General features: G+C 66.6%; 23 protein-coding genes. 4 read left to right on the top strand and 19 right to left on the bottom strand.

Annotated elements, in window-relative coordinates; all coding sequences use genetic code 11:
- Positions 1-73 precede the first annotated feature (73 nt).
- Positions 74-565 (top strand): rhodanese-like domain-containing protein, encoded by a 492-nt coding sequence (locus ATO11_RS01995; protein ID WP_242601331.1) that lies wholly within the window; start codon positions 74-76, stop codon positions 563-565.
- Between the two features lie 6 nt (positions 566-571).
- On the opposite strand, the gene ATO11_RS01990 is transcribed toward ATO11_RS01995, so the two are convergent.
- The 13 genes from ATO11_RS01990 to ATO11_RS01930 form a co-directional block, all read right to left on the bottom strand.
- Positions 572-1,855: a multicopper oxidase family protein gene (locus tag ATO11_RS01990; RefSeq protein WP_082176093.1), complete on the bottom strand. Its 1,284-nt coding sequence runs from the start codon at positions 1,853-1,855 to the stop codon at positions 572-574.
- Between the two features lie 3 nt (positions 1,856-1,858).
- Positions 1,859-2,593 (bottom strand): DsbA family protein, encoded by a 735-nt coding sequence (locus ATO11_RS01985; protein ID WP_050529136.1) that lies wholly within the window; start codon positions 2,591-2,593, stop codon positions 1,859-1,861.
- An 8-nt stretch (positions 2,594-2,601) separates the two neighbouring features.
- A complete protein-coding gene (locus tag ATO11_RS01980) occupies positions 2,602-3,066 on the bottom strand; it encodes a c-type cytochrome (RefSeq protein ID WP_050529135.1) in 465 nt (154 codons plus the stop codon).
- On the bottom strand, positions 3,066-4,442 hold the full coding sequence (locus ATO11_RS01975) for a multicopper oxidase family protein (RefSeq protein WP_050529414.1): 1,377 nt from the start codon (positions 4,440-4,442) through the stop codon (positions 3,066-3,068). The genes ATO11_RS01980 and ATO11_RS01975 overlap by 1 nt, the downstream gene beginning before the upstream one ends.
- Positions 4,443-4,474: 32 nt before the next feature.
- The gene (locus ATO11_RS01970; RefSeq protein WP_050529134.1) at positions 4,475-5,371 is read right to left on the bottom strand and encodes a c-type cytochrome; all 897 of its coding nucleotides are present in this window, start codon (positions 5,369-5,371) and stop codon (positions 4,475-4,477) included.
- A gap of 1 nt (position 5,372) precedes the next feature.
- A complete protein-coding gene (locus tag ATO11_RS01965; protein WP_050529413.1) occupies positions 5,373-5,984 on the bottom strand; it encodes a c-type cytochrome in 612 nt (203 codons plus the stop codon).
- Between the two features lie 37 nt (positions 5,985-6,021).
- Complete coding sequence (locus ATO11_RS01960; RefSeq protein WP_050529133.1) at positions 6,022-6,336, bottom strand: hypothetical protein; 315 nt, start codon at positions 6,334-6,336, stop codon at positions 6,022-6,024.
- A 5-nt stretch (positions 6,337-6,341) separates the two neighbouring features.
- Positions 6,342-6,797, bottom strand: a complete 456-nt coding sequence (locus tag ATO11_RS01955; protein ID WP_050529132.1) for a c-type cytochrome — start codon at positions 6,795-6,797, stop codon at positions 6,342-6,344.
- A complete protein-coding gene (locus tag ATO11_RS01950; RefSeq protein ID WP_050529131.1) occupies positions 6,797-7,369 on the bottom strand; it encodes a L,D-transpeptidase in 573 nt (190 codons plus the stop codon). Before ATO11_RS01950 ends, ATO11_RS01955 begins: the two co-directional genes overlap by 1 nt.
- Complete coding sequence (locus ATO11_RS01945; RefSeq protein ID WP_242601330.1) at positions 7,362-8,825, bottom strand: ATP-binding protein; 1,464 nt, start codon at positions 8,823-8,825, stop codon at positions 7,362-7,364. The genes ATO11_RS01950 and ATO11_RS01945 overlap by 8 nt, the downstream gene beginning before the upstream one ends.
- A gap of 5 nt (positions 8,826-8,830) precedes the next feature.
- A complete protein-coding gene (locus ATO11_RS01940; RefSeq protein WP_050529129.1) occupies positions 8,831-9,568 on the bottom strand; it encodes a response regulator in 738 nt (245 codons plus the stop codon).
- 72 nt (positions 9,569-9,640) lie between these two features.
- On the bottom strand, positions 9,641-10,774 hold the full coding sequence (locus ATO11_RS01935; protein WP_050529128.1) for a sialidase family protein: 1,134 nt from the start codon (positions 10,772-10,774) through the stop codon (positions 9,641-9,643).
- 103 nt (positions 10,775-10,877) lie between these two features.
- Positions 10,878-11,492, bottom strand: coding sequence for a L,D-transpeptidase (locus ATO11_RS01930; protein WP_082176092.1), 615 nt, complete (start codon positions 11,490-11,492; stop codon positions 10,878-10,880).
- A 141-nt stretch (positions 11,493-11,633) separates the two neighbouring features.
- Between ATO11_RS01930 and ATO11_RS01925 the strand changes: the two genes are divergently transcribed.
- From ATO11_RS01925 to ATO11_RS01915, 3 genes are all read left to right on the top strand, one after another.
- On the top strand, positions 11,634-12,086 hold the full coding sequence (locus ATO11_RS01925; RefSeq protein ID WP_050529127.1) for a DUF6010 family protein: 453 nt from the start codon (positions 11,634-11,636) through the stop codon (positions 12,084-12,086).
- A complete protein-coding gene (locus tag ATO11_RS01920; protein ID WP_050529126.1) occupies positions 12,083-12,748 on the top strand; it encodes a TVP38/TMEM64 family protein in 666 nt (221 codons plus the stop codon). The genes ATO11_RS01925 and ATO11_RS01920 overlap by 4 nt, the downstream gene beginning before the upstream one ends.
- A 108-nt stretch (positions 12,749-12,856) precedes the next feature.
- Positions 12,857-13,306 (top strand): DUF411 domain-containing protein, encoded by a 450-nt coding sequence (locus ATO11_RS01915; protein ID WP_050529125.1) that lies wholly within the window; start codon positions 12,857-12,859, stop codon positions 13,304-13,306.
- 20 nt (positions 13,307-13,326) lie between these two features.
- Here ATO11_RS01915 and ATO11_RS01910 read toward each other — a convergent pair whose 3' ends face one another.
- Genes ATO11_RS01910 through ATO11_RS01885 form a run of 6 tightly spaced genes read right to left on the bottom strand, consistent with a single transcriptional unit; the run spans position 13,327 to position 20,309 of the window.
- On the bottom strand, positions 13,327-14,457 hold the full coding sequence (locus ATO11_RS01910; RefSeq protein WP_110553512.1) for a Gfo/Idh/MocA family protein: 1,131 nt from the start codon (positions 14,455-14,457) through the stop codon (positions 13,327-13,329).
- Positions 14,457-15,512, bottom strand: coding sequence for a sugar phosphate isomerase/epimerase family protein (locus ATO11_RS01905; RefSeq protein ID WP_050529124.1), 1,056 nt, complete (start codon positions 15,510-15,512; stop codon positions 14,457-14,459). The genes ATO11_RS01910 and ATO11_RS01905 overlap by 1 nt, the downstream gene beginning before the upstream one ends.
- Positions 15,513-15,532: 20 nt before the next feature.
- Positions 15,533-16,618: a LacI family DNA-binding transcriptional regulator gene (locus tag ATO11_RS01900; protein ID WP_050529410.1), complete on the bottom strand. Its 1,086-nt coding sequence runs from the start codon at positions 16,616-16,618 to the stop codon at positions 15,533-15,535.
- The gene (locus tag ATO11_RS01895) at positions 16,596-18,218 is read right to left on the bottom strand and encodes a dihydroxyacetone kinase subunit DhaK (RefSeq protein WP_050529123.1); all 1,623 of its coding nucleotides are present in this window, start codon (positions 18,216-18,218) and stop codon (positions 16,596-16,598) included. The genes ATO11_RS01900 and ATO11_RS01895 overlap by 23 nt, the downstream gene beginning before the upstream one ends.
- 11 nt (positions 18,219-18,229) lie before the next feature.
- A complete protein-coding gene (locus tag ATO11_RS01890) occupies positions 18,230-19,222 on the bottom strand; it encodes an ABC transporter ATP-binding protein (RefSeq protein WP_050529122.1) in 993 nt (330 codons plus the stop codon).
- Positions 19,215-20,309: an ABC transporter ATP-binding protein gene (locus ATO11_RS01885; RefSeq protein WP_050529121.1), complete on the bottom strand. Its 1,095-nt coding sequence runs from the start codon at positions 20,307-20,309 to the stop codon at positions 19,215-19,217. Before ATO11_RS01885 ends, ATO11_RS01890 begins: the two co-directional genes overlap by 8 nt.
- Positions 20,310-20,311: the final 2 nt, after the last annotated feature.

Raw genomic sequence — 20,311 nt, 5'->3', positions numbered from 1 at the left:
AGTCCCGTTGCACGGGAACCGGGTCGCGCCGCTTGTTCAGCGCGGCCCGAACAAGGACAGGGAACACACGCCGATGGTGGACATGACAGCCGAACACCGAACCACGATCCCTCGCCGCGCGTTTCTTGCGGGTGCGTCAGGCGCGGCGGTGCTCGCACCTTTCGCCGCCTCCGCGCAAGAGGCCGACATCTGGTCCGCCGCCCGAGCGCGCGAGGCAATGCAGGCCGACACGGTCCGCCTGATCGACATCCGCTCGCGCGAGGAATGGGAAGAGACCGGCATCGCCCAAGGCGCATGGCCGATCAGCCTGCACGAGCCGCGCTTTGCCGAGCGGCTGTTCGCGGCACGCATGGCAGCGGACGGACGCCCGGTCGCGATCATCTGCGCGACCGGCGGGCGGTCGGGGTTCGTTCTGCGGCAATTGCGCGAGGCCGGGTATGGCGGGTTCATCGACGTGTCGGAGGGGATGCTGGGCTCTGCCCGTGGTCCGGGCTGGATCGCGGCGGGACTGCCGGTCGTGACGCTGGACGAGGCGCTCGCCGTTTTGCCCGCGAACCTGCTTTAGCGGCCCCTACCCGACCCGCAGCCACGTCGCCATGCCGTCCGCCTGGTGGCTCAGCATGTGGCAATGCAGCATCCAGTCGCCCGGATTGTCGAGCACGCACAGGATGTCGCGCGCCTCCCCGGCGCCGACCAGTGTGCCATCGCGGTAATCGCCGGGCGCGCCGTCCGCCGACAGTTCCCGGAAGTGATGGCCGTGCAGGTGCATGACATGGTCGAAGGCGGTGTCGTTGCGCAGCGTGATCCGCGCCGTCGTCCCGCGCCGCACGTTCAGAAGCGGTTTGCGCGGAAGGCCCGACACGTCGTTCAGCGCCCACGTGCCGAACCCGGCATGGGCGGACCCGCCCGCCCCGCCCTGCATCACCACCGTGGCGCGCGCCTCCCGCCCGTTCGGGCGCGGCATCGGGTTGGGGACCAGCGCCGGGATCGCGGTTGCCCGCCGGGGACGCTGACCGGACGACGCGATCCGGCCGAGGTCCGGCGCATCCGCGTCCCGGAACACGATATCGCCTGTCACGTCACCGATCAGGTCGCAACGCTGCCCCGGTGCCAGCACGATGCCGGGCGCGGCGCGCGGCGCTTCCAGCGGCATCCCGTCCAGCGCCACGATACGCCCGTCCAGCCCGTCGATGCGCAGGTCGTAGACGCGGTCGATCGAGGGGTTGATCAGGCGCAGCCGCACCCGCTCCCCCACCGTCACCCCGTCGGATGACGCGAGCGCCATCGCCACGTTGCCAAGACGCCCGGCGGCAGTGAACTGTTCGGGGCCCGTGTCCTCGTCATAGACCCCATCCGCGTCCACCAGCATGTCGAACAGCTGCACGGTGATGTCGCGGTCCACGTCCGGTTTTTGCCGTTCGTCGATGATGAGAGGCCCGAACAGCCCACGGCTCACCTGGTCGTAAGAGATGTAGTGGGAATGGTACCAATAGGTGCCCGCATCCGGCAGGTCGAAGCGGTAGTCAAAGCTGCGTCCGGGCGGGATCACGTCCTGCGTCAGGACGTTCACGCCGTCCATCCGGTTGGGCACGCGAAGTCCGTGCCAATGCACCAGCGCCCCGTCCTGCAAGCCGTTTTCGACGCGGATCCGCATCTCGTCGCCCTGCCGCGCGCGCAGTTCCGGGCCGGGCCACGAGCCGTTGAACCCCAGCAACTCCTGTTTCACGCCGCCGATCCGGGCGGTCACCGCGCCCGGACGCAACACGAAGGACCGCGCGCCGGCAAATGCCGGGCCATGCCCCGCCGCAAGCGCGGCGAGACCTGCGCCCAGAACTTTCCGACGCGTCCAGAACATGCGTCAGTTCGCGGCCTCGCGCGCGACCTCGACCTGTTCGATCAGGACATCCGCCTCGACATAGCCGGGGATCAGGGCGTCGCCGATCACGAAGGACGGCGTGCCGTTGAACCCCAGCGCGCGGGTCAGTTCCATCGATGTCTGGATGTGCTCATCGACCTCGGGCGCCTCCATGTCCTCGCGCAACCGGTCGATATCGAGCCCGACTTCGCGGGCGATCCGCAAGACGCTGGCCTCCACCGCGCGGCCTTCCATCCCCATCATGGCGACGTGGAATTCCTCGTACTTGTCCTGCTTGCGGGCCGCGAGCGCGGCGCGCGCGGCAAAGACGCTGCCTTCGCCAAGGATCGGCCACTCGCGGTAGACCAGCCGCACGTTCGCGTCATGGGCCACCAGCGCATCCACCTGCGGCATCACGCGCCGGCAATAGGGGCAGTTGTAGTCAAAGAATTCGACCACGGTGACGTCGCCTTCGGGATTGCCTAGCACGATGCCGTTGGGGTCTTGCTCCAGCCGGTCGCGTTCGTTCTCCAGCATTGCCGACGCGGCGGCCTGCTGGTCCTGCTGCTGGCGCTCTTCCAGCAGGCGCACGGCATCCATGATGATCTGCGGGTTTTCGAGGATCGCCTCGTAGACCAGCTCCTTGACGCGGTCTTCCGACAATTCGTCGGCCGACACCGCCATCGGGAAAGTTGCGGCAAGGCAAAGCGCCGTCCGCGCAAGCAATCTGGTTGTCATGATATGTCCTATTGTCCTTCGGCCCGTGTGCGTTCGGCCTGTATGTCCCTGATCCTGTCCGGCCAGGTGGATTTGATAAAGGCCAGAACGTCGTGAATTTGCGCATCTGTCAACCGATCGCCGAAACCGGGCATGCCGCTTTCCATCTCGATCCCCATGCGCTGCATCAGGACGGCCCCGCCCAGCTTGGTATATTCGAACAGCAATCCGTCCGCGTGATGCCACGTATGGCCGGTTTCGTCATGCGGCGGCGCGGGCAGCATGCCATCGGCATCCGGGCTTTGCCAGTTCGCCTGCCCTTCGAGGTTCGCACCATGGCAGGACGCGCAGCTTTCCGCGTAGATCCGCTCCCCCGCGACGATATCCGCCGTGCCCGCACCCGCGGCCTGCGCCGTGGTCGCCACCGGGCCGGTCCAGAAGAGCGCGCCCAGGGTCAGGACCATAACCGCGACCAGGGCCAGCACGATCCGCATCACGCAACCTCGATCCGGGTGGTCATGCCCGACGCCGCGTGAGACAGCATGTGGCAGTGAAACAGCCAGTTGCCCGGATTGTCCGCGACAAAGGCGATCTCGCGCGTCTGGTCGCCGAAGATCAGCGTCGTGTCCCGCAAGGGGCCAAGCGCGCCATTCTCTCCGATCTCGTGGAAATGCATGCCGTGCAGGTGCATGGCATGGGGGAAGGCCGTGTCGTTGCGGATCTTCAGGCGGACATGTTCGCCGCGCTCCAGCTGGGCCAGCGGAGCGTCTTCCATCCGGCCAATCGCACCGTTGAAGGCCCAGAACTGACCCTCGTTGACCAGTCGCCGGAAGCTGAGACGCTTGCCGTCGAGCGTGGCGGCCCGCAACCCGCCCATCGCGCCGCCCTCCATGTCGAGCGTGAGCTGCCGCGCGCCATCAAGGCGGACCATGTCATGCGTGTTGTCCTGCAGCGGTGTGGGCATGCCCCGCCGCGCGAGGCTGGCGCGGCCGGTGACGTCGAACTTGACCTGCGACAGCCCCTGCCCGTCCAGCACGGCCAGCAGGTGGGCTTCCCCGCCTTCGTCCGCGATAACGTCGACGAAGACATCGGCGCGCTGGCCGGGGCCCAGCAGAAGGTAGTCGCCGAACGCTTGCGGAGCGGCCAGCGGCATCCCGTCATAAGCCATGATCCAGCCGTCGAGCCCCTGCAGCCGCAATTCGAAGATGCGCGCGTTGGCGGCGTTGATGATCCGCAGCCTGCGGCGCTCGTGCTGGCGCGCGGGCTTGGTCAGCGCGTAGACGCCGTTCGCCGCGATGAAGTTGCCGTTTCGGCCTGCATGGCTGCGGTCGTGCATCGCTTCGAAATCGTCGTCGATCTGGGCGGTTGCGGGGTCGATCAGCCAGTCGTCGAGGACCAGCACGTCCTCTTCGTCCACGTCGGGCGCCACCGGCTCCTCGACGATCAGCGCGCCGTAAAGGCCGCGCGCGACCTGTTCCACCGACCGGTTGTGCGCGTGGTACCAGTAGGTCCCGGCATCCGGCGCGACAAAGTCATAGTCGAACCGCCCGCCCGGCGCGACGGCCTCCTGCGTCAGTCCGCTGACCCCGTCCATCGCGTTGTCGATGCGGATGCCGTGCCAGTGGATCGACGTGGCCTGCGGCAACTCGTTCACAAGCGTGCGCTGCACGCGCCCGCCCTGCGGCACGCGCAGGACGGGGCCGGGCATGGTGCCGTCGAACCCCCAGATCCGCGTGCGCCCGTATTTCGCGGGCAGAAGCTGCATGTCGGCCGCGCGGGCGGTCAGGGCTTCCGCGCCGGATTGCGCCAGCAACCCGGTGGGCGCGGCCGCAAGGGCCGCGCCTCCAAGAAGGACTTGCCTTCGGTTCATCTTCACCTCGTCACCCTTTCCATTCGTACCGGTCAACCATGGTCGTCCATCAGGTAGGTCGCGATCGCCTTGCGGTCCTCGTCGGTCAGGAACTGCGTACCATAAAGGACCACTTCGCCCATTGCATTGCCGAAGGCATCGCCCGAAGGCGTGATCCCGGTGCGCAACGAGTAGGCAAGGCTGTCGACATCCCAACCCCGCGCCATCAGCGTCTTGTAGTCGATGGCCGGGGCCTTGCCGCCGCCGGGCAGCATGTCGCTTCCCTTGAAATGCTCGGTATCGGTGTTGCGCGCACCCAGCAGGTTGCGGCCGGTGTGGCAGGCGGCGCAATGCGTCGCGCCCTCGACCAGTTCCCGCCCGCGGTTCCACAAGTCGCCGTTCCCCGGCACCGGGTCCGTCCGAGGCGATTCGAGGAACAGCGCGCGCCAGACTTTGAGCGTGGCGCGCTGGTTGAACGGGAACGGCATCTCGGGCTCCTTCGATGGCTCGGCCACCGGCGGAACCGTCTGGAACGCGGCCCAGAGATCGGCGATCTCCTGATCCGTGAACTTCTGGTAGAACGGATAGGTGAAGGCCGGGTAATAGGGCTCCCCCTCGGGCGAGATCCCCTGCCGGACCGCGACGGCGAACTGGTCGATCGTCCAGTCGCCGATGCCGTGTTCCGGATCGGTCGTCAGGTTCGGCGAATAGAGCGAGCCGAACGGCGTCTCCAGTTCCACACCGCCCGCCAGCGGCGCGCCGCCTTCGGGATTGGTATGGCACGCGATGCAGCCCGAGGCGCGCGCAAGATACGCCCCCCGGTTCACGTCTCCGGTCAGGTTTGCAAGATCCGGAGACGGCGCGGCGCCAATAGGCCAGCTCGACAGCGCCAGGAAACCGATTGCCGCAAGCGCGGCAAGCGATCCTGCCCCAAGGACATACCTGCGCATGTCAGTTGGACTCCGCCCGGTACTTGGTGTGGCATGCCGAACAGGTCTGGCTGATCCGCGTGAACAGCGCGTCCGCAGGCATCGCGGCCAGCATGTCGGCATCCATCATGCCGTCATCCGCCTGCCCCATCATGCCGCCCATGGTCGCCTGCCCGCCCATCATCGTGGTGGTCCCCATCATGCTGCTGCCCGAGGTGGTTCCCATCATGCTGCTGCCAGAGGTGGAGGCCTCCGCCGACGCCATGCCGTTCTCGGACGCTTCGCCCAGCGCGCGGCCCAGAACTTCCAGCTCCACCGCCAGCTTCTCGAACCCTTCCCAGTCGGACCAGACGGAGTCCTTTGCCTCGGACGGTTTGCCGCCGGTGCCTTCCGGGAACAGCTTGGTCATGGCTTCGCCGGAATGCATTTCCACCGATGCCGCGAAGGCGCGCACCGCTTCGGGATCGTAATCGACCTGGCCCCGCATGATCGGCGTGATCGCCTTGACCGCCTTCTGCATCGCGGCCATCCCGTCCATGCGCTGCTTCACGACACCCGTCGCCCCGCTATGTGCCAGCGCGATACCGGCCGACAGGCTTGCAACCACGGCAAGCGTAACTTTGATAGATTTCATCATGTATTCTCCGTGTAAGATGTTCAGGTTGGACCTTTCATCTTTCACGGATCGGGACGGGAGGATCGCGCCCCATGGACAGGCCGCTCTGGCCGGTTCCCGCCGCCACGTCATAGCGCGCACGCGGCAACGGATCGGAGTCGCCGTTGACGACGTCTCCGATGAAAAATGTCACGACGCATTCAACTGCGCCGTGACAATGCGCCTCCCCGTCCGACGTGTCCAAGGAGAGTTCAACGGACGGTTCGGCAACAAGCGATGCGTGGGCCGCGGCATCGTCCGGCACAAGGGCCAGCACCATGCCGGCCAGGACGCTGAAGACGGCCAGCCGAAGGTATACAGCGATCTGCATCACCCTTAGTCGATCCCGTTTGCCCGCTGCAATTCGCGGACATACATCGCCACGTACTTGGCGTCAGCGTCAGTCACACCCTCGATCCGGGGCATATTCCCGAATTTCCAGTGATGCGCCCGCACGCCGTTTTTCGCGGCGATAACGAACGCCATGTCGGAATGGTGCGAAGGCTCATAGATCTTGTGAACCAGCGGCGGCGCGACACCTTTCTGACCGACGGCATTGGTGCCGTGGCACTGGGCGCAATTCGCCTCGAAGATCATCTTGCCCAGCTGCGCGTTTTCCGACAGCGAGGCGGGCACGGTGATCTGCGCGATGGCACCGCCATCCTCGACCCCGCTCATATCGGGCTGCTCCATGGAGTGCCCGACCTGTTCCGGGGGAACGAGAAGCTGGTAACCGAACGCTCCGATACCCGCGACGAGCGCGAGGCCGACGAAAACTGCTGACTTGTTCATCAGATGAGCTTTACCTGTGTGCCGATCGGTGTACGGTCATACACCTCTTCTATTTGCTCATTGTAAAGACCGATGCACCCGTTGGACGAGCGCCGCCCGATCTTGCGCGTGTCCTGTGTACCGTGGATGCGGTAATAGGTCCATGACAGGTACAGCGCCCGCGTGCCCAGCGGGTTTTCCGGGTCCCCGCCTTTGATGACCAGCGGCCATTCGGGGTTGCGTTCGCGCATCGACGGCGTCGGTCGCCAACTCGGGTTCTCGCGCTTCTCCACCACCTCGGTATAGCCGCGCTTGGTCAACTCGTCGGTCAGCGGCACCGAAGTCGGGTAGATCCGCATTTCGCCGTCCGCGGTCCAGTGCTGCAGCACCTTGGTGTTGGTGTCCGACAGCAGGATGCCCTTGCCCAGGCCATCGAAATGGTCCTGCCAGCGGTGCAGCGCGAAGGACGAGATGTTGCGCCGCACGCCGCCCGGCCCGCGCGCCTGCGCAAGCGCCAGCGACGGGGTCGCAAGGATCGATGCAGTCGCGACAAGTGCCTGCCGCCTCGAGAAAAGTCGGGAATTATCAGCCATGCTCTGCCTCCAGTGGGCGTTTTCCGTGGCCTAGCACCCTGCCTTGCGAATGTGGTGTATCAATTTGTAACGGCGGCAGGTCTTCGCCCGCGCGCCCGATCACAACCGCTCCCGGAAGCGTGATCAGCGCGCGCAGACCGCCTTCGGGCCGGTTCTGCAGCGACAGCGCCCCGCCATGCTCCAGCACGATGCTGCGCGCGATCGACAGGCCAAGCCCGGTGCCGCCGGTCTTGCGCGACCGGCTTTGTTCAAGACGCACGTAGGGCTCGAACACCCGCTCGATCTGGTCATCCGGGATGCCGGGGCCGGTATCGTCGATGCTGATCTGCAGGTCCTTGCCGTCGATGCGCCACGTCACCTCCGCTCCGCAGCCGTAACGCCGCGCGTTTTCCACGAGGTTGCGCAAGGCGCGCGTCATCGCCGTGGCCCGGACCGACACGGTCACGTCGCCCGGCGCCTCACTTGGCGAAGCGCCCGCGCGGTCAAGCAGATCAGCCAGCGGTAGGCGTTGCGGCGCCTCCTCGGAGCCCACGCCACGGGCATAGGCCAGCGTCGACTCGACCATGTCCGACATCTCGTCCAGCGACCGGCCAAGGCTTTCGCGGGTCTCGGGGTCTTCCACCATCGCCGACTGCACGCGCATCGCCGTCAGGGGCGACCGCAGGTCATGCGCAAGTGCTGCCAGCATCATCGTCCGGTCCGACACGAACCGGCGCAAACGCTCCCGCATCACGTTGAAGGCGCGGGTCAGCGTCCTGACCTCGGGCGGACCGGCGGGTTCGAGCGGCGTGACCTGCCCGCCGCGACCCAGCGCTTCGGTGGCGCGCGTCAGCGCCGTCATCGGCCCCGTCAGCCGAGCGATCACGAACCAGAACACGGCCACCGCCCCCAGCCCCATCGACAGCAGGATCGAGATCAGCGAGGCCGACGACACCTGCCACGGCGGCCGTTCGAACAACGTGCCCACGTTCAGCCACCCGCCACCCGACAGGGCGATGGACACCTGCAATTCGACGGCGGCAAGCGTGCCCTGCATCATGTCGGCGTGAAGCTCTGCCATGTCCGGCGTCAGGTTCGGCAAGGGCAGCATCCGGCCTTCGATCTCGTGCATCTCCACCCGGATGGCGCGGCTGAAACTGTCGCCCATGAGCGCGCGGATGCGGGCTTCGATCGCGGCATCGTCGTGATGCATGCCGTTGGCAACGGTCGCCTCGGGGCTGATGGCGAAGCGCACCAGCTGGGTGCTGGCCGCCTGCACGATCTGTTCGTGCAGTTCGGGCGGCGCGTCCTCGATCAGGCGGGCGACATTGGCGGCGCGGCTCGCCGTCTCCGCCCCCAGCGCCGCGCGCACCGCCAGCGACCGTTCATCGGCGAAGAAGACGAGGCTCAGCACCTGCCCAAGCAGGAACGCCGCGCCCACCAGCAGCACCAGTTGCGTCCGCAGGGGAATGTTCACGCGGTTCAAGAGACGATCTCGACATCGCAGGACAGCGAATAGCCACCGTTGCGGATGGTGGTGATCAGGCGCGGGCGCAGGATGTCGGGTTCGATCTTCTTGCGCAGACGGCTCACCTGGTTGTCGATCGTCCGGTCGAACGGGCCCGGCACGCGGCCCGCCGATTTCATTAGCAATTCGTCGCGGCTGAGCGTGTCGCGGGCATGTTCGATCAGAACGCAGAGAAGGCTCGCCTCGCCGGATGTCAGCACCTCCGTCCGCCCGTCCGCCCGTTCGACCACGCGCGCATCGACGTCGTAACTCACCCCGCCAAAGCGGGCCGTCTTGCCCGCCAGGCCGGGCCGTTCGGCGGGCCGGGTATCGTCGGCAGGTGTCCGGGTGCGGCGCAGGATGGCCTGTATCCGTGCAAGCAGTTCCGGCGGGTTGAAGGGTTTGGACATGTAATCGTCCGCCCCCGTCTCGAACCCTTTCAGAAGGTGGGTGTTACCGTCCAGCGCCGTCAGCAGCAGGACGGGCACATTGGTGGTGTCGCGCAGGCGCGCACAAGCCGACAACCCATCCTCGCCCGGCATCATCACGTCGAGCACGACGAGATCGGGCCACCGCAGGTCCATCTGCCGATCCATGTCGGCGGCGGTTTCCGCCGTGGCGACCTCCATCCCGTTGCGCGCGAGATACCGCGCGACCGAGTTGCGGATTTCGCGGTGATCGTCGACGACGAGGATTTTCGGTTTCGACTCCATGAGGTGCACATATAGCGACCGGCGGCGGCATGCCTGCCCGGTTTTGTCGCAAAATGTAACGAAACGCGGGGCCTAGTCCAACGCCGCAGGCGTGCCCTGCACCAAAACGACGGTGCTGCGACGTTCGTCCAGGGGATGCGTCCAGGCGAGGAACACGTCGCCGCCCATGCGCGCCATGCGGGGGAAGTTCAGCGACGCCGACAGGCCGTTCCGCACCAGCAACTGGCTGGCGACGCACCCCTTGTCCGCAACGACCCGGCACAGGCGCAGGACCTCGTCATCGCCCTCCCATTCCAGCCAGCTGACAAGGACCGATCCGTCCTCCAGCATCAGCGCGTCGACCCGGCCCAGCGGCTCCGACACGTCGATGCGCATCGGCGCGGCAAAGCTCTGCCCGCCGTCCCCGGAGAAGGCCACGTTGACCTTGGCAACGTCGTCCGCGCCCGTGAACCACGCCACGGCAACTTGCGATCCGCCGGCCACGATCGCCGGGCCGTTCACCGGGCAGCCCGCGATCTCCCACCCGTCACGGTGCACCGTGACCGGTTCGGCCCAGTTGCCATCTGCAAGCCGCACGACCGAGATGTCGCGGATTTCCGCGTCGGTTCGGTCGCGGTAGGCCACCACCAGCGACCCGTCGCCCAGCCGGGCCGAGGATGTCTGGCAGCATGAACAGGTCTGCAAATCGACCGCGCGGTCCTCGCCCAGTTGCCCGGACCCGTCGACGCTGACCGCGCGCAACTGCATCGCGTCGGGCGTGTCACGGAACCCCACCTTGTCGTAGGACCGCCCGTCGAGCCACAGCAGGTCCAGCGTGCCATCCGGCGCACCGCTCATCGTGGCAAACCCGTGCTGGGACGCCGAGCGGTCGGTATGCGGGATGAACGCGTCGGACCAGGTGGCGCCAAGGTCGTCCGACACCGACATCTCGATGTCATAGGCGAACCCGCGCGGCTCCGATTTCCGCAACCAGTGCAGCGCAACGCCCGTCTCGCCGAAGAACGTGACGGACGGAAAGTCGGCCCAGTTGAGGAACAGGTCACGCCCCCGCGCGACCTCGACCGGTTGCGACCACCCCGCCCTGTCCATCCGCGCGAACCGGACCGAGGCACCCGAGCGGTCGAGCGACAGCCACGACATCGCCAGCATGTCGCCGCTTGCGGCAAGGAACGGCTCCTGCGCCTGTCCCTGAACAGGTGTTTCCACCTTCCGCAAGGTTTCGAAAACCGGCCTGTCGGCGATGGCCGGACCCGCCCAGAGAACGGCGCAGGCCAGCAGGCTACCAAGCGTGGACCATTTGTGTGTTGCGTCAGGCGGTTGCGACCTTGGGATGCAGTTCGACCCGCGCCCCGATCTCGACCCGGTCATAAAGGTCTTTGACATGCTCATTGGTCAGCCTCGCGCAGCCGTTGGATACTGCCGAGCCGATGGTTCCCGGCTCGTTCGTACCGTGAATTCGCAAATACGTATCCCGACCCGCATCATTGTAAAGGTAAAGCGCGCGGGCGCCCAAGGGGTTGTTCGGACCGCCCGCGACGCCGTCCTTGAAGCGCGCGTATTTGTGCGGCTCGCGCCGGATCATCGCGTCGGTCGGGCGCCAGCGCGGCCACTTGGCCTTGCGCCCGACGGTGAAGGTGCCCGCCGTGTAAAGCCCCTTGCGCCCCACGCCCACGCCATAACGGATCGCCAGCCCGTCCTGCAGCATGAAGAACAGGAAGAAGTCATCGGGAAGGACATGCAGGGAGCCGGCCTCCCAGTCCTTGCGCCCGGTATTGACCAGTTGCGGGAGGTACTTGTCCGGCAGGGTGACGGGATGCCCAACAGCAAGCGACGGGAAGGCACCGACGGTGACAGCGGCGGCGACAAAAGCACGCCGGGTCAGAATAGGGTCCCGTTCCGGCCCGTCGGCCCGCAAATCCTGCATCGAAATTCACCTCACTGCTCAATCTTGATCACGATGCTAGAGGCACCGCCCCAGCTTCACCCAATCACTGTTTGTCACCAAATGTAACTGTTGCCGAATTGCCCTTGACCTTCCAGTTACTGGAGGCTGCAAGCAGGACCGATGACGCGCGCATCACCGCTTTCGAAGGACACGCCGGCGGGAGGCCCCAACGGCGACACCTTTCATGCGCCGGCATGGATCGGGGCGGCCCTGTTTGCCCTGACCGTGCCCGTGCACCTGGTCGTCGGGCGCGATGTCTCCATCGTCGTGGCGGCCGTCACGCTCGCCCTGATCGGTGGCGCGTATATCGGGTTCGGGGCGGCCGACGGGCGGCGCCGGGTGTTCTGGTCCGAACTTGCCGTCGCCCTGCTTTTCGGGCTGGCGGCGATACTGGGCATTACGTGGCACTGGGCGGCTCTGCCGGCGGGGCTGGCGCTGCATGCGGGATGGGACCTTGTGCACCACAATGCCCGTCACCTCGCCCGTATTCCGAAATGGTATATCCCGTTCTGCGTGGTCTATGACCTTGCGGTGGCCGCCTTCCTCGTCCTGCTTTATGCAGGCAGGGTATGACACGGCTTTTTCTGCTGGGCGTGATCGTGCTCATGATCCTTGCATGGATCTTGCGCCGTCAGCTCGGGTTCGACTTCGACCTGCCCGACCGCGACGATCTCAGGCGCTGGATCGACGCGGCGGGCGTGTTCGGCCCGGTCTTGATCGTCGCGCTGATGGCGCTGGCCATCGTGGCGACCCCGATCCCGTCCGCCCCGATCGCGCTGGTCGCGGGCGCGGCCTATGGCGACCTTCTGGGAACGATCCTCACCGTCACCGGGGCCGAGATCGGCGCGCTGGCGGCATTCCTGATCGCGCGCGGGCTTGGTCGGCCCTACGTCGAACGCCATCTCGGGCAGAGACTGGGACAGGGCCTATTGGGATCGCAGAACATGCTGACATTCCTCGTCTTCGGCAGCCGATTGCTGCCTTTTTTGTCCTTCGACATGATCAGTTACGCGGCGGGCCTCAGCAAGCTGCACCTGTGGCGCTTTGCCGTTGCGACGCTGGCCGGGATCATCCCGGCGAGCTTTATCCTGGCGCATATGGGCAATGCGGCGATGACCGGGGATGCGCGCGCGGCCACATGGACGGCACTCGCGCTTGGCGGCTTCACCGCGCTGTCGCTTCTCGTGGCCGTCTGGCGCGAACGGCGCATGAACGGTGACCGAAACACTGAGTAACCGATCCGCGTAACGCCGGAGCGGCACCGCGATGGCATGTCCATTTTGCCGCGCTCGACTCCCCTGCGCGCGGCGCTATTCTGTCCGGCATCAAGAATGGAGACACCATTGAAACGTCGAGATTTCCTTCTGTCGGCCTCGGCCACCCTGCTCGCCGGCCCCGCGCTTGCCGGCTCCGATACCGTGATCCGCGTCGTGAAGTCACCGACCTGCGGATGCTGCACGGCCTGGGTCGCGCATGTGCAGGAGGCGGGGTTCACCGTCGAGGCGCAGGACGTCGACCAGGACGCGCTTTATGCCGTGAAGGACCGGCTGGGCATCACGCCGGAACTGTCGGGATGCCACACGGCGCTGGTCGACGACTATTTCATCGAGGGCCACGTGCCCGCATCCGACATCGCGCGCCTTCTGGCCGAACGCCCGGATGCGCAGGGCCTGACGGTCCCCGGCATGCCGATGAGCTCGCCCGGAATGGCCGGGCCGGGCGCGGGCGATGCCTTCGACACGCTGCTCGTGGCAAACGACGGGTCGACGTCCATCTTCGCGCGGCACAGCTGAGGCCCGGTTGCGACGGGCCGTCAGACCAGCTTGATCCACGCCGCGTTGCGCGCCGAACTGCGCACGCAGGCATCGACGAACACGACCCCCGCCAGCCCATCCTCCACCGTGGGATAGATCACGCCCTCCGGGACCGGGGAGCCGTCCCGGTGCGCACGGATCGCAGCCGCAGCCTCGGAATAGATGTTGGCGAAGCCTTCGAGGTAACCTTCCGGATGGCCCGGCGGAACGCGGCTGACGCGGCCCGCGGCCTCTCCGGCCCCCGCCCCGCCGCGGGTGATGAGGCGCTTCGGTTCACCGAAGGGCGTGTACCAGAGGTAATTGGGATCCTCCTGCGCCCATTCCACCCCCCCCGTCTCGCCATAGACGCGCAGGCGCAGGCCGTTTTCATTGCCCGGCGCGACCTGGCTGGCCCACAGCATGCCCTTTGCCCCGCTGTCGAACCGCAACAGCACATGCGCGTTGTCGTCCACCCGGCGGCCCGGCACGAAGGCGGCGAGGTCGGCGGCAAGTTCAGTCGCCGTCAGGCCGGTCACGAAACAGGCGAGGTTGTAGGCATGGGTGCCGATATCCCCCGTCGACCCGCCTGCGCCGGACTGCGCGGGATCGGTGCGCCATGCGGCCTGCTTGAAATCCTGTTCGATGGTCAGCCAGTCCTGCGGGTATTCCACCTGCACAACGCGCACCGCGCCGATTTCGCCGTTGGCCACCATCTCCCGCGCCTGACGCACCATCGGGTAGCCGGTGTAGTTGTGCGTCAACACGAACAGCGCCTCGGACTCCTGAACCGCCTTCACCATCTTGCGCGCGTCCTGCAGGGTCGAGGTCAGCGGCTTGTCGCAGATCACGTGGATGCCGCGTTTCAGAAACTCCCGCGCGGCGGCGAAATGGACATGGTTGGGGGTGACGATCGACACCGCCTCGATCCCGTCCTTTCGCCGTGCCTCGCGGGCGGCCATCTTCTTGAAATCGTCGTAGATGCGCGGCAGACCCAAGGCCTCTCCGCTGGCGCGCGACTTCTCGGGGGTGGAGGACAGCGCGCCTGCCACCAGTTCGTACTGGTCGTCGATGCGCGAGGCGATGCGGTGCACCGCGCCGATGAAGGCGTCGTTGCCGCCGCCGACCATGCCCAGTCTGATCCGGTCCGCCATCACGAGATCCCCAGCATCTTGCGGTTGCCCGCGTCGTCGGTGCCGCCATCGGCGAAGTCGTCGAAGGCGACCTCGGTCGGGCGGATGATATGGTCGCGGACAAAGGCCGCGCCTTCGCGCGCGCCGTCCTCGGGATGCTTGATCGCGCATTCCCATTCCACCACGGCCCAGCCGTCGAACCCGGCCGCCGTCAGTTTGGAAAAGACGGCGCGGAAATCGACCTGCCCGTCGCCCAGCGAGCGGAACCTCCCGGCGCGGTCGACCCATGACTGGTAGCCGGAATAGACACCCTGCCGACCCGTGGGATTGAACTCGGCATCCTTGACGTGGAACATCCGGATTCGGTCGCTGTAGATGTCGATATTGTCAAGGTAATCAAGGCATTGCAGGACGTAATGCGACGGATCGTAAAGCATGCAAGCGCGCGCGTGGTTGCCCGTGCGTTCAAGGAACATCTCGTAGGTGACACCGTCATGCAGGTCTTCACCGGGATGGATTTCATAGCAGACATCGACGCCGCACTCCTCGGCATGGTCAAGGATCGGACGCCAGCGCGCGGCCAGCTCGTCAAACGCGGTCTCGATCAGTCCTGCGGGCCGTTGCGGCCACGGGTAGACATAGGGCCATGCCAGCGCGCCCGAGAAGGTCGCATGTGCCCCGATCCCCATGTTGCGCGAGGCCGACAGCGCCTTCTTTACCTGGTCGACGGCCCATTCCTGCCGCGCTGTCGGGTTGCCCCGCACCTCGGGCGCGGCAAAGCCGTCGAACGCCGTGTCATAGGCGGGGTGCACCGCGACAAGCTGACCTTGAAGGTGGGTGGAAAGCTCGGTCACCTCGACCCCGTTCTCGGCCGCGACGCCCTTGAAGTCGTCGCAGTACCCCTTGCTTTCGGCGGCTTGGGCGAGGTCGATCAGGCGGCCATCCCAGCTGGGAACCTGCACACCCACGTACCCGCAATCGGCGGCCCACTTTGTGATCGCGTCCCACGAATTGAACGGGGCGTCGTCGCCTGCGAACTGCGCCAGAAACAGCGCCGGTCCCTTGATCTGTTGCATCGCTTCCTCCCTAAAATGTCTTACGTCATGGACGGCAGGTTCTCCCTCAGGACGATGTCGATCCGGATGGTCTCCTGCGATTTGATCACGGGTGTCTTGTCGCACTTGGCGCGCAGCACGCGCAGGGCGCTGCGGGCAAGGTGGCCGGTGTTCTGGGTAATGACCGCGTCGATCACGCCCTCGCGCAGAAGCGCGGCGGAATTTTCCGTCAGTTCGTGGTCGATCAGCACGGGGCGTTCGGGCAGATGCGCGCGGGCGATGGCGCGGCCGATGCCCTGCACGCTGGCCCCGACAGAGTAGATGCCGATCGTGTCGGGATGCTGCTGCAACGCGCGCAGCGTGACGCGTTCGGTATGGGCGGGGTCTTCCTGCCCCTCGATGCTGGGCTGCGGGTCGAGATGCGGGAACTCGGCGCTGACCACCTGGTCGAACCCGTGGCGGCGCTCGATCATGTCGCGGGACTGGCGGTTGGTGATGACAACCAGCACCTTGCCCTGCCGTCCGCCGGTGAAGCGGCCAAGAAGCAGGCCCGCCGTGCGTCCGGCAGCGACGTTGTCGATGCCCACGAAATGGTCGCGGTCGCTGTTGGGCTGGTCGGACACCAGCGACACGACCGGCACGCCCCGCCGCCGCAGATCGGCAATGGCGTCACGTACAAGCGGCGTTTCCTTGGCCATGATGGCAAGCCCGTCGGTCTCTGCCGGGTCAAGATCGGCCAGCGTGCGGGCCAGTTGGGTGTGATCGTGGTTGGGCACGCGGATGGTGCGCACCTCGGTCCGCTCCTGCCGGGCGTTCAGCAGGCTTTCCGACAGGCCCCGTTCGATGCTGGCGAGGAACTGGCCCTTCCAGTCGGGCAGGACGAACACGAACCTGTAGGTCTTCTGCCGCGCGAGGTTGGCCGCCGCCGTATCGCGGACATAGCCAAGCTCGTCGATGGCGGCCTGCACCTTGCGGATCGTCTTGTCCCGGACACCGGGACGTTCGTTCAGAACCCGGTCGACCGTGGCAAGGCTCACCCCTGCAACACGGGCAATGTCATTGACCGTGGGCTTGGCGACGATCCTGAGGTCCGGTTTGGCCAGCTTATCTCTCCATTTCCCTCGCAAGCGCGCCAAAGATCAGCGCGACCGCCTCGGCACCCGGATCGTTATGACCCTTCAGGTTCTCCTCGGGCACATACGCGGCGCGGCCTGCCTTGGCACGGTGAATGTTGGCGGTGCTGTCGGCACCTGTCCGCGCGGCCTCTGCCGCGGCGGCGATCCCCTGCGGCAGCGCAGCCAGCGCCGGCGCCAGCGCGTCGACCATCGTGCGGTCGCCGACCTCTGCCCCGCCGACCTGGCTGACGCGTGCCAGCCCGTCGCTCAGCGCCTGCTGCACGGACGCGCCGTTGGCGCAGGCGTCACCTGCCGCGTTGAAATAGATGGCGAGGATCACGCCGGACGAGCCACCCATGGTCTGGCTCAGCTCGTTGCCCAGCGCCGGGAAAAGTTGGGTCAGGTCCGCGAGCGGCATCCGGTCGAGGCTCGATTTCAGCGAGCGCGCGGCGGTGGCGAGCGTGCTGCCGGTATCGCCATCGCCCGACTTGGCATCCAGCTCGTTCAGCGGCCCTTCGGCAGAGATCAGCAAATCCGCCACCTTCTCGATCACGTCCCGCGTCTTGTCGTTGCGGGACGGGATGGGCTCGATCGGGGTCAGGCCATCGGGCAGGCCCAGGACCGGCGGCGTCACCACCGGGGACATCCCCGGCCAGGCAGGCATCGGCACGGGCGCCGAAAGCGCGTCAAGCGCGGCCGCGTCGACCTCCATCACCGAGATCGAAAACCCGTGCATGTCGAGCGAGGTCATCAGCGGCGCGGGGCCGATGACGTGGGTCGCGAGCCCCGATTTGGCCAGGGTCTGCGACAGGACCGACATCTCAAGCGGGGTCGTGGAGCCGAGGTTGTTGAGGATCGCCACGACATCGCCGCCCGAGGCATGGCCGCGCAACTTGTCGATCACCGTCTCCATCGCACCCGCCGCGGTCGAGAAATCGATCTGGCGCACGCCCGGTTCGCCGTGGATACCAAGGCCCAGTTCCGCCTTGCCCGCGCCGATCCGGTTCTCCTTGGCCGATCCGGGCACGGTGCAGGTATCAAGGCTCATACCCAGCGAGGCGACCTTCCCGATCACGTCCTGCGCCGCACGGGCGACGGTGCCAAGGTCCGCGCCCGCCTCGGCCAGCGCGCCCGCGATCTTGTGCACGAACAGCGTGCCCGCCACGCCGCGCGGTTGCGGCAGGTCCGGCAGCGCGATGTCGTCGTCGACGATCACCATCTCCACCTTGCGCCCCAGCGCCCGCGCGCGTTCGGCGGCCAGCCCGAAATTCAGCCGGTCGCCGGTATAGTTCTTCACGATCAGCAGGCACCCGGCATCGCCCGTGACGGCAAGGATACCGGCCAGCACCGCCTCGACCGAGGGGGAGGCGAAGACCTCTCCACAGACCGCCGCCGTCAGCATCCCCTGCCCCACGAACCCGGCATGCGCCGGTTCGTGCCCCGACCCGCCGCCCGACACCAAAGCGACCTTGGACTTGTCCCAATCGGTGCGGAACACGACCTTGATATGCGGATACCCGTCCAGCCGTGACAGGCGCCCGCCCGAGGTGGCCAGCACCCCGTCGATGGCCTCGGTGACGAGGTCCTCCTTGGCATTGATGAATTGCGCCATGTTGTCCTCCCTTATGCGACCCGCGCGCCTTGGGCGTCGAAATAGAGTGGGTTTTGCGGGCTGATCCGGATCATCGCGTCGCTGGAATAGGTCCGGTGCGGATCGGTGAGCGTGGTAATCGCGTGGCCCTGCACGTCGAGGTGCAGGCGCGTCTGGTCGCCGAGGTGTTCGGCCCGCACCACCCGCGCCTCGACCCCGTCGCCCTGCCGGATGTTTTCCGGCCGCAATCCGATCTGCGCGCCCTTGTGCGCACCGGGAAACAGCCCCGACGGCAGGATGTTGATGCGTGGCAGGCCCAGCCGCGAGGCGACATAGACGCTGACGGGATCCTCGTAGATCTCCTTGGGCGTGCCGAACTGCACCAGCCGGCCCTCCTCCAGCACCCCGATCTTGTTGGCCATCGTCATCGCCTCGACCTGGTCGTGGGTGACGTACAGAAGGGTCGAGCCGAGCTCTGCCTGGATGCGCTTCAACTCGACCCGCAGGTCGGCGCGCAGCTTGGCGTCGAGCGAACTGAGCGGTTCGTCCATCAAATAGATCGACGGGTCGCGCACCAGCGCCCGCCCGATCGACACGCGCTGCATCTCGCCCCCCGACAATTCGGTCGCTTTGTTGTCGAGCTTGTGGGGGATCTGCAGGACCTCGGCGATCTCGTGCACCTTGCGGGCGATCTCGTCCTCGGGCGTCTTGAGGATGGGGGAGCGCAGCGGGAAGGCGAGGTTGTCGCGCACGGTGAGGTGCGGGTAAAGCGAGTATTGCTGGAACACCATCGCCACGTCGCGCTGCGCGGGCGTGTCCTGCCCCACGTCGCGCCCGCCGATATGCACGCTGCCCGCATCCAGCTTTTCCAGCCCCGAAATCAGCCGCAGCGTAGTTGTCTTGCCCGCCCCCGTCGGCCCCAGAAGGACGACGAATTCGCCGTCCCCGATGGTCATCGAGATATCGGACACGGCCTGCGTCTTGCCGAAGGCCTTGGAGACGTTCGAAAGCGTGACTTCAGCCATCGAGAACCCCCTCGTTCAGGGCAGAGCGCAGGGCCCGGCCCGATCCGCGCTCGAACAGCGTGATGGTCGCCGGGTCGAACGTCATGCCGACCGTGTCGCCCGGTTGCGCGACCTGCCCCGAGGGCACCCGCGCCTTCACCTCGCCGCCCGCGGTGGTCAGCGTGACGATCTGCGTGGTGCCAAGGTATTCTGTCGCCACCACCTCGCCGCGATAGGGCGCGTCGTCGGCAAGGTGGATGTGCTCGGGCCGGACCCCCAGCGCCATCTGTCCGGCAAATCCTTCCCGCGCCTGCGGGATGCCGAAACTCGCGCCCTGCATGTCGACCTCGTTCGCCCCCGCCCCGATCTGCCCGTCGAAGGACAGGAAGTTCATCGACGGCGAGCCGATGAAATCGGCCACGAACATGGTGGCGGGCTTGTCGTAGATTTCCTGCGGCGTGCCGAACTGTTCGACCACGGCGTTGTTCATCACCACGATCTTGTCGCCCATCTGCATGGCCTCAAGCTGGTCGTGGGTGACGTAAACGGTGGTCGCGCCCATCCGGTCGTGCAGCGCGCGCAATTCCTCGGCCATGTGTTCGCGGAACTCGGCATCAAGCGCGCCCAAGGGTTCGTCCATCATGAAGGCCTTGGGTTCGCGCACGATGGCGCGGCCCAGCGCCACGCGTTGCCGGTCCCCGCCCGAAAGCCCGCCTACGGGCCGGTCGAGGATATCCTCGATCCCGAGAATGCGCGCGACCTCGGCCACCTTGGCCTTTACCGCCGCGCGGGACATGCCCTGGCTCACCAGCGGGTAGCTGATGTTGCGGCGCACGTTCATGTGCGGATAGAGCGCGAACATCTGGAACACGAAGGCGATGTCGCGTTCCGAGGGCGGGCGCTGGCTGATCTCTTCCCCGTCGAGGTAGATCTCCCCCGAGGTCGGCAGTTCCAGCCCCGCGATCATCCGCAGCGTCGTCGTCTTGCCGCAGCCCGAGGGCCCGAGCAGCATGAAGAACTCGCCGTCCTCGATGGTGAACGAGCTTTCGCGCACGGCGGTGAAATCGCCGAACTCTTTCTTGAGGTTGTTGATGACGATCTGCGCCATGC

Source organism: Pseudaestuariivita atlantica (assembly GCF_001205715.1).
Lineage (GTDB): Bacteria > Pseudomonadota > Alphaproteobacteria > Rhodobacterales > Rhodobacteraceae > Pseudaestuariivita > Pseudaestuariivita atlantica.
This window is presented reverse-complemented; position numbering and strand designations above follow the sequence as displayed.

Excerpts from the sequence above, each read along its gene's own strand:
- ATO11_RS01885 (WP_050529121.1), bottom strand. The coding sequence starts at position 20,309 with ATGGCGCAGATCGTCATCAACAACCTCAAGAAAGAGTTCGGCGATTTC.
- ATO11_RS01905 (WP_050529124.1), bottom strand. The coding sequence starts at position 15,512 with ATGCAACAGATCAAGGGACCGGCGCTGTTTCTGGCGCAGTTCGCAGGC.
- ATO11_RS01895 (WP_050529123.1), bottom strand. The coding sequence starts at position 18,218 with ATGGCGCAATTCATCAATGCCAAGGAGGACCTCGTCACCGAGGCCATC.
- ATO11_RS01940 (WP_050529129.1), bottom strand. The coding sequence starts at position 9,568 with ATGGAGTCGAAACCGAAAATCCTCGTCGTCGACGATCACCGCGAAATC.
- ATO11_RS01975 (WP_050529414.1), bottom strand. The coding sequence starts at position 4,442 with ATGAACCGAAGGCAAGTCCTTCTTGGAGGCGCGGCCCTTGCGGCCGCG.
- ATO11_RS01985 (WP_050529136.1), bottom strand. The coding sequence starts at position 2,593 with ATGACAACCAGATTGCTTGCGCGGACGGCGCTTTGCCTTGCCGCAACT.
- ATO11_RS01955 (WP_050529132.1), bottom strand. The coding sequence starts at position 6,797 with ATGAACAAGTCAGCAGTTTTCGTCGGCCTCGCGCTCGTCGCGGGTATC.
- ATO11_RS01990 (WP_082176093.1), bottom strand. The coding sequence starts at position 1,855 with ATGTTCTGGACGCGTCGGAAAGTTCTGGGCGCAGGTCTCGCCGCGCTT.
- ATO11_RS01890 (WP_050529122.1), bottom strand. The coding sequence starts at position 19,222 with ATGGCTGAAGTCACGCTTTCGAACGTCTCCAAGGCCTTCGGCAAGACG.
- ATO11_RS01965 (WP_050529413.1), bottom strand. The coding sequence starts at position 5,984 with ATGAAATCTATCAAAGTTACGCTTGCCGTGGTTGCAAGCCTGTCGGCC.
- ATO11_RS01920 (WP_050529126.1), top strand. The coding sequence starts at position 12,083 with ATGACACGGCTTTTTCTGCTGGGCGTGATCGTGCTCATGATCCTTGCA.
- ATO11_RS01960 (WP_050529133.1), bottom strand. The coding sequence starts at position 6,336 with ATGCAGATCGCTGTATACCTTCGGCTGGCCGTCTTCAGCGTCCTGGCC.
- ATO11_RS01930 (WP_082176092.1), bottom strand. The coding sequence starts at position 11,492 with ATGCAGGATTTGCGGGCCGACGGGCCGGAACGGGACCCTATTCTGACC.
- ATO11_RS01925 (WP_050529127.1), top strand. The coding sequence starts at position 11,634 with ATGACGCGCGCATCACCGCTTTCGAAGGACACGCCGGCGGGAGGCCCC.
- ATO11_RS01970 (WP_050529134.1), bottom strand. The coding sequence starts at position 5,371 with ATGCGCAGGTATGTCCTTGGGGCAGGATCGCTTGCCGCGCTTGCGGCA.
- ATO11_RS01995 (WP_242601331.1), top strand. The coding sequence starts at position 74 with ATGGTGGACATGACAGCCGAACACCGAACCACGATCCCTCGCCGCGCG.
- ATO11_RS01950 (WP_050529131.1), bottom strand. The coding sequence starts at position 7,369 with ATGGCTGATAATTCCCGACTTTTCTCGAGGCGGCAGGCACTTGTCGCG.
- ATO11_RS01980 (WP_050529135.1), bottom strand. The coding sequence starts at position 3,066 with ATGCGGATCGTGCTGGCCCTGGTCGCGGTTATGGTCCTGACCCTGGGC.
- ATO11_RS01910 (WP_110553512.1), bottom strand. The coding sequence starts at position 14,457 with ATGGCGGACCGGATCAGACTGGGCATGGTCGGCGGCGGCAACGACGCC.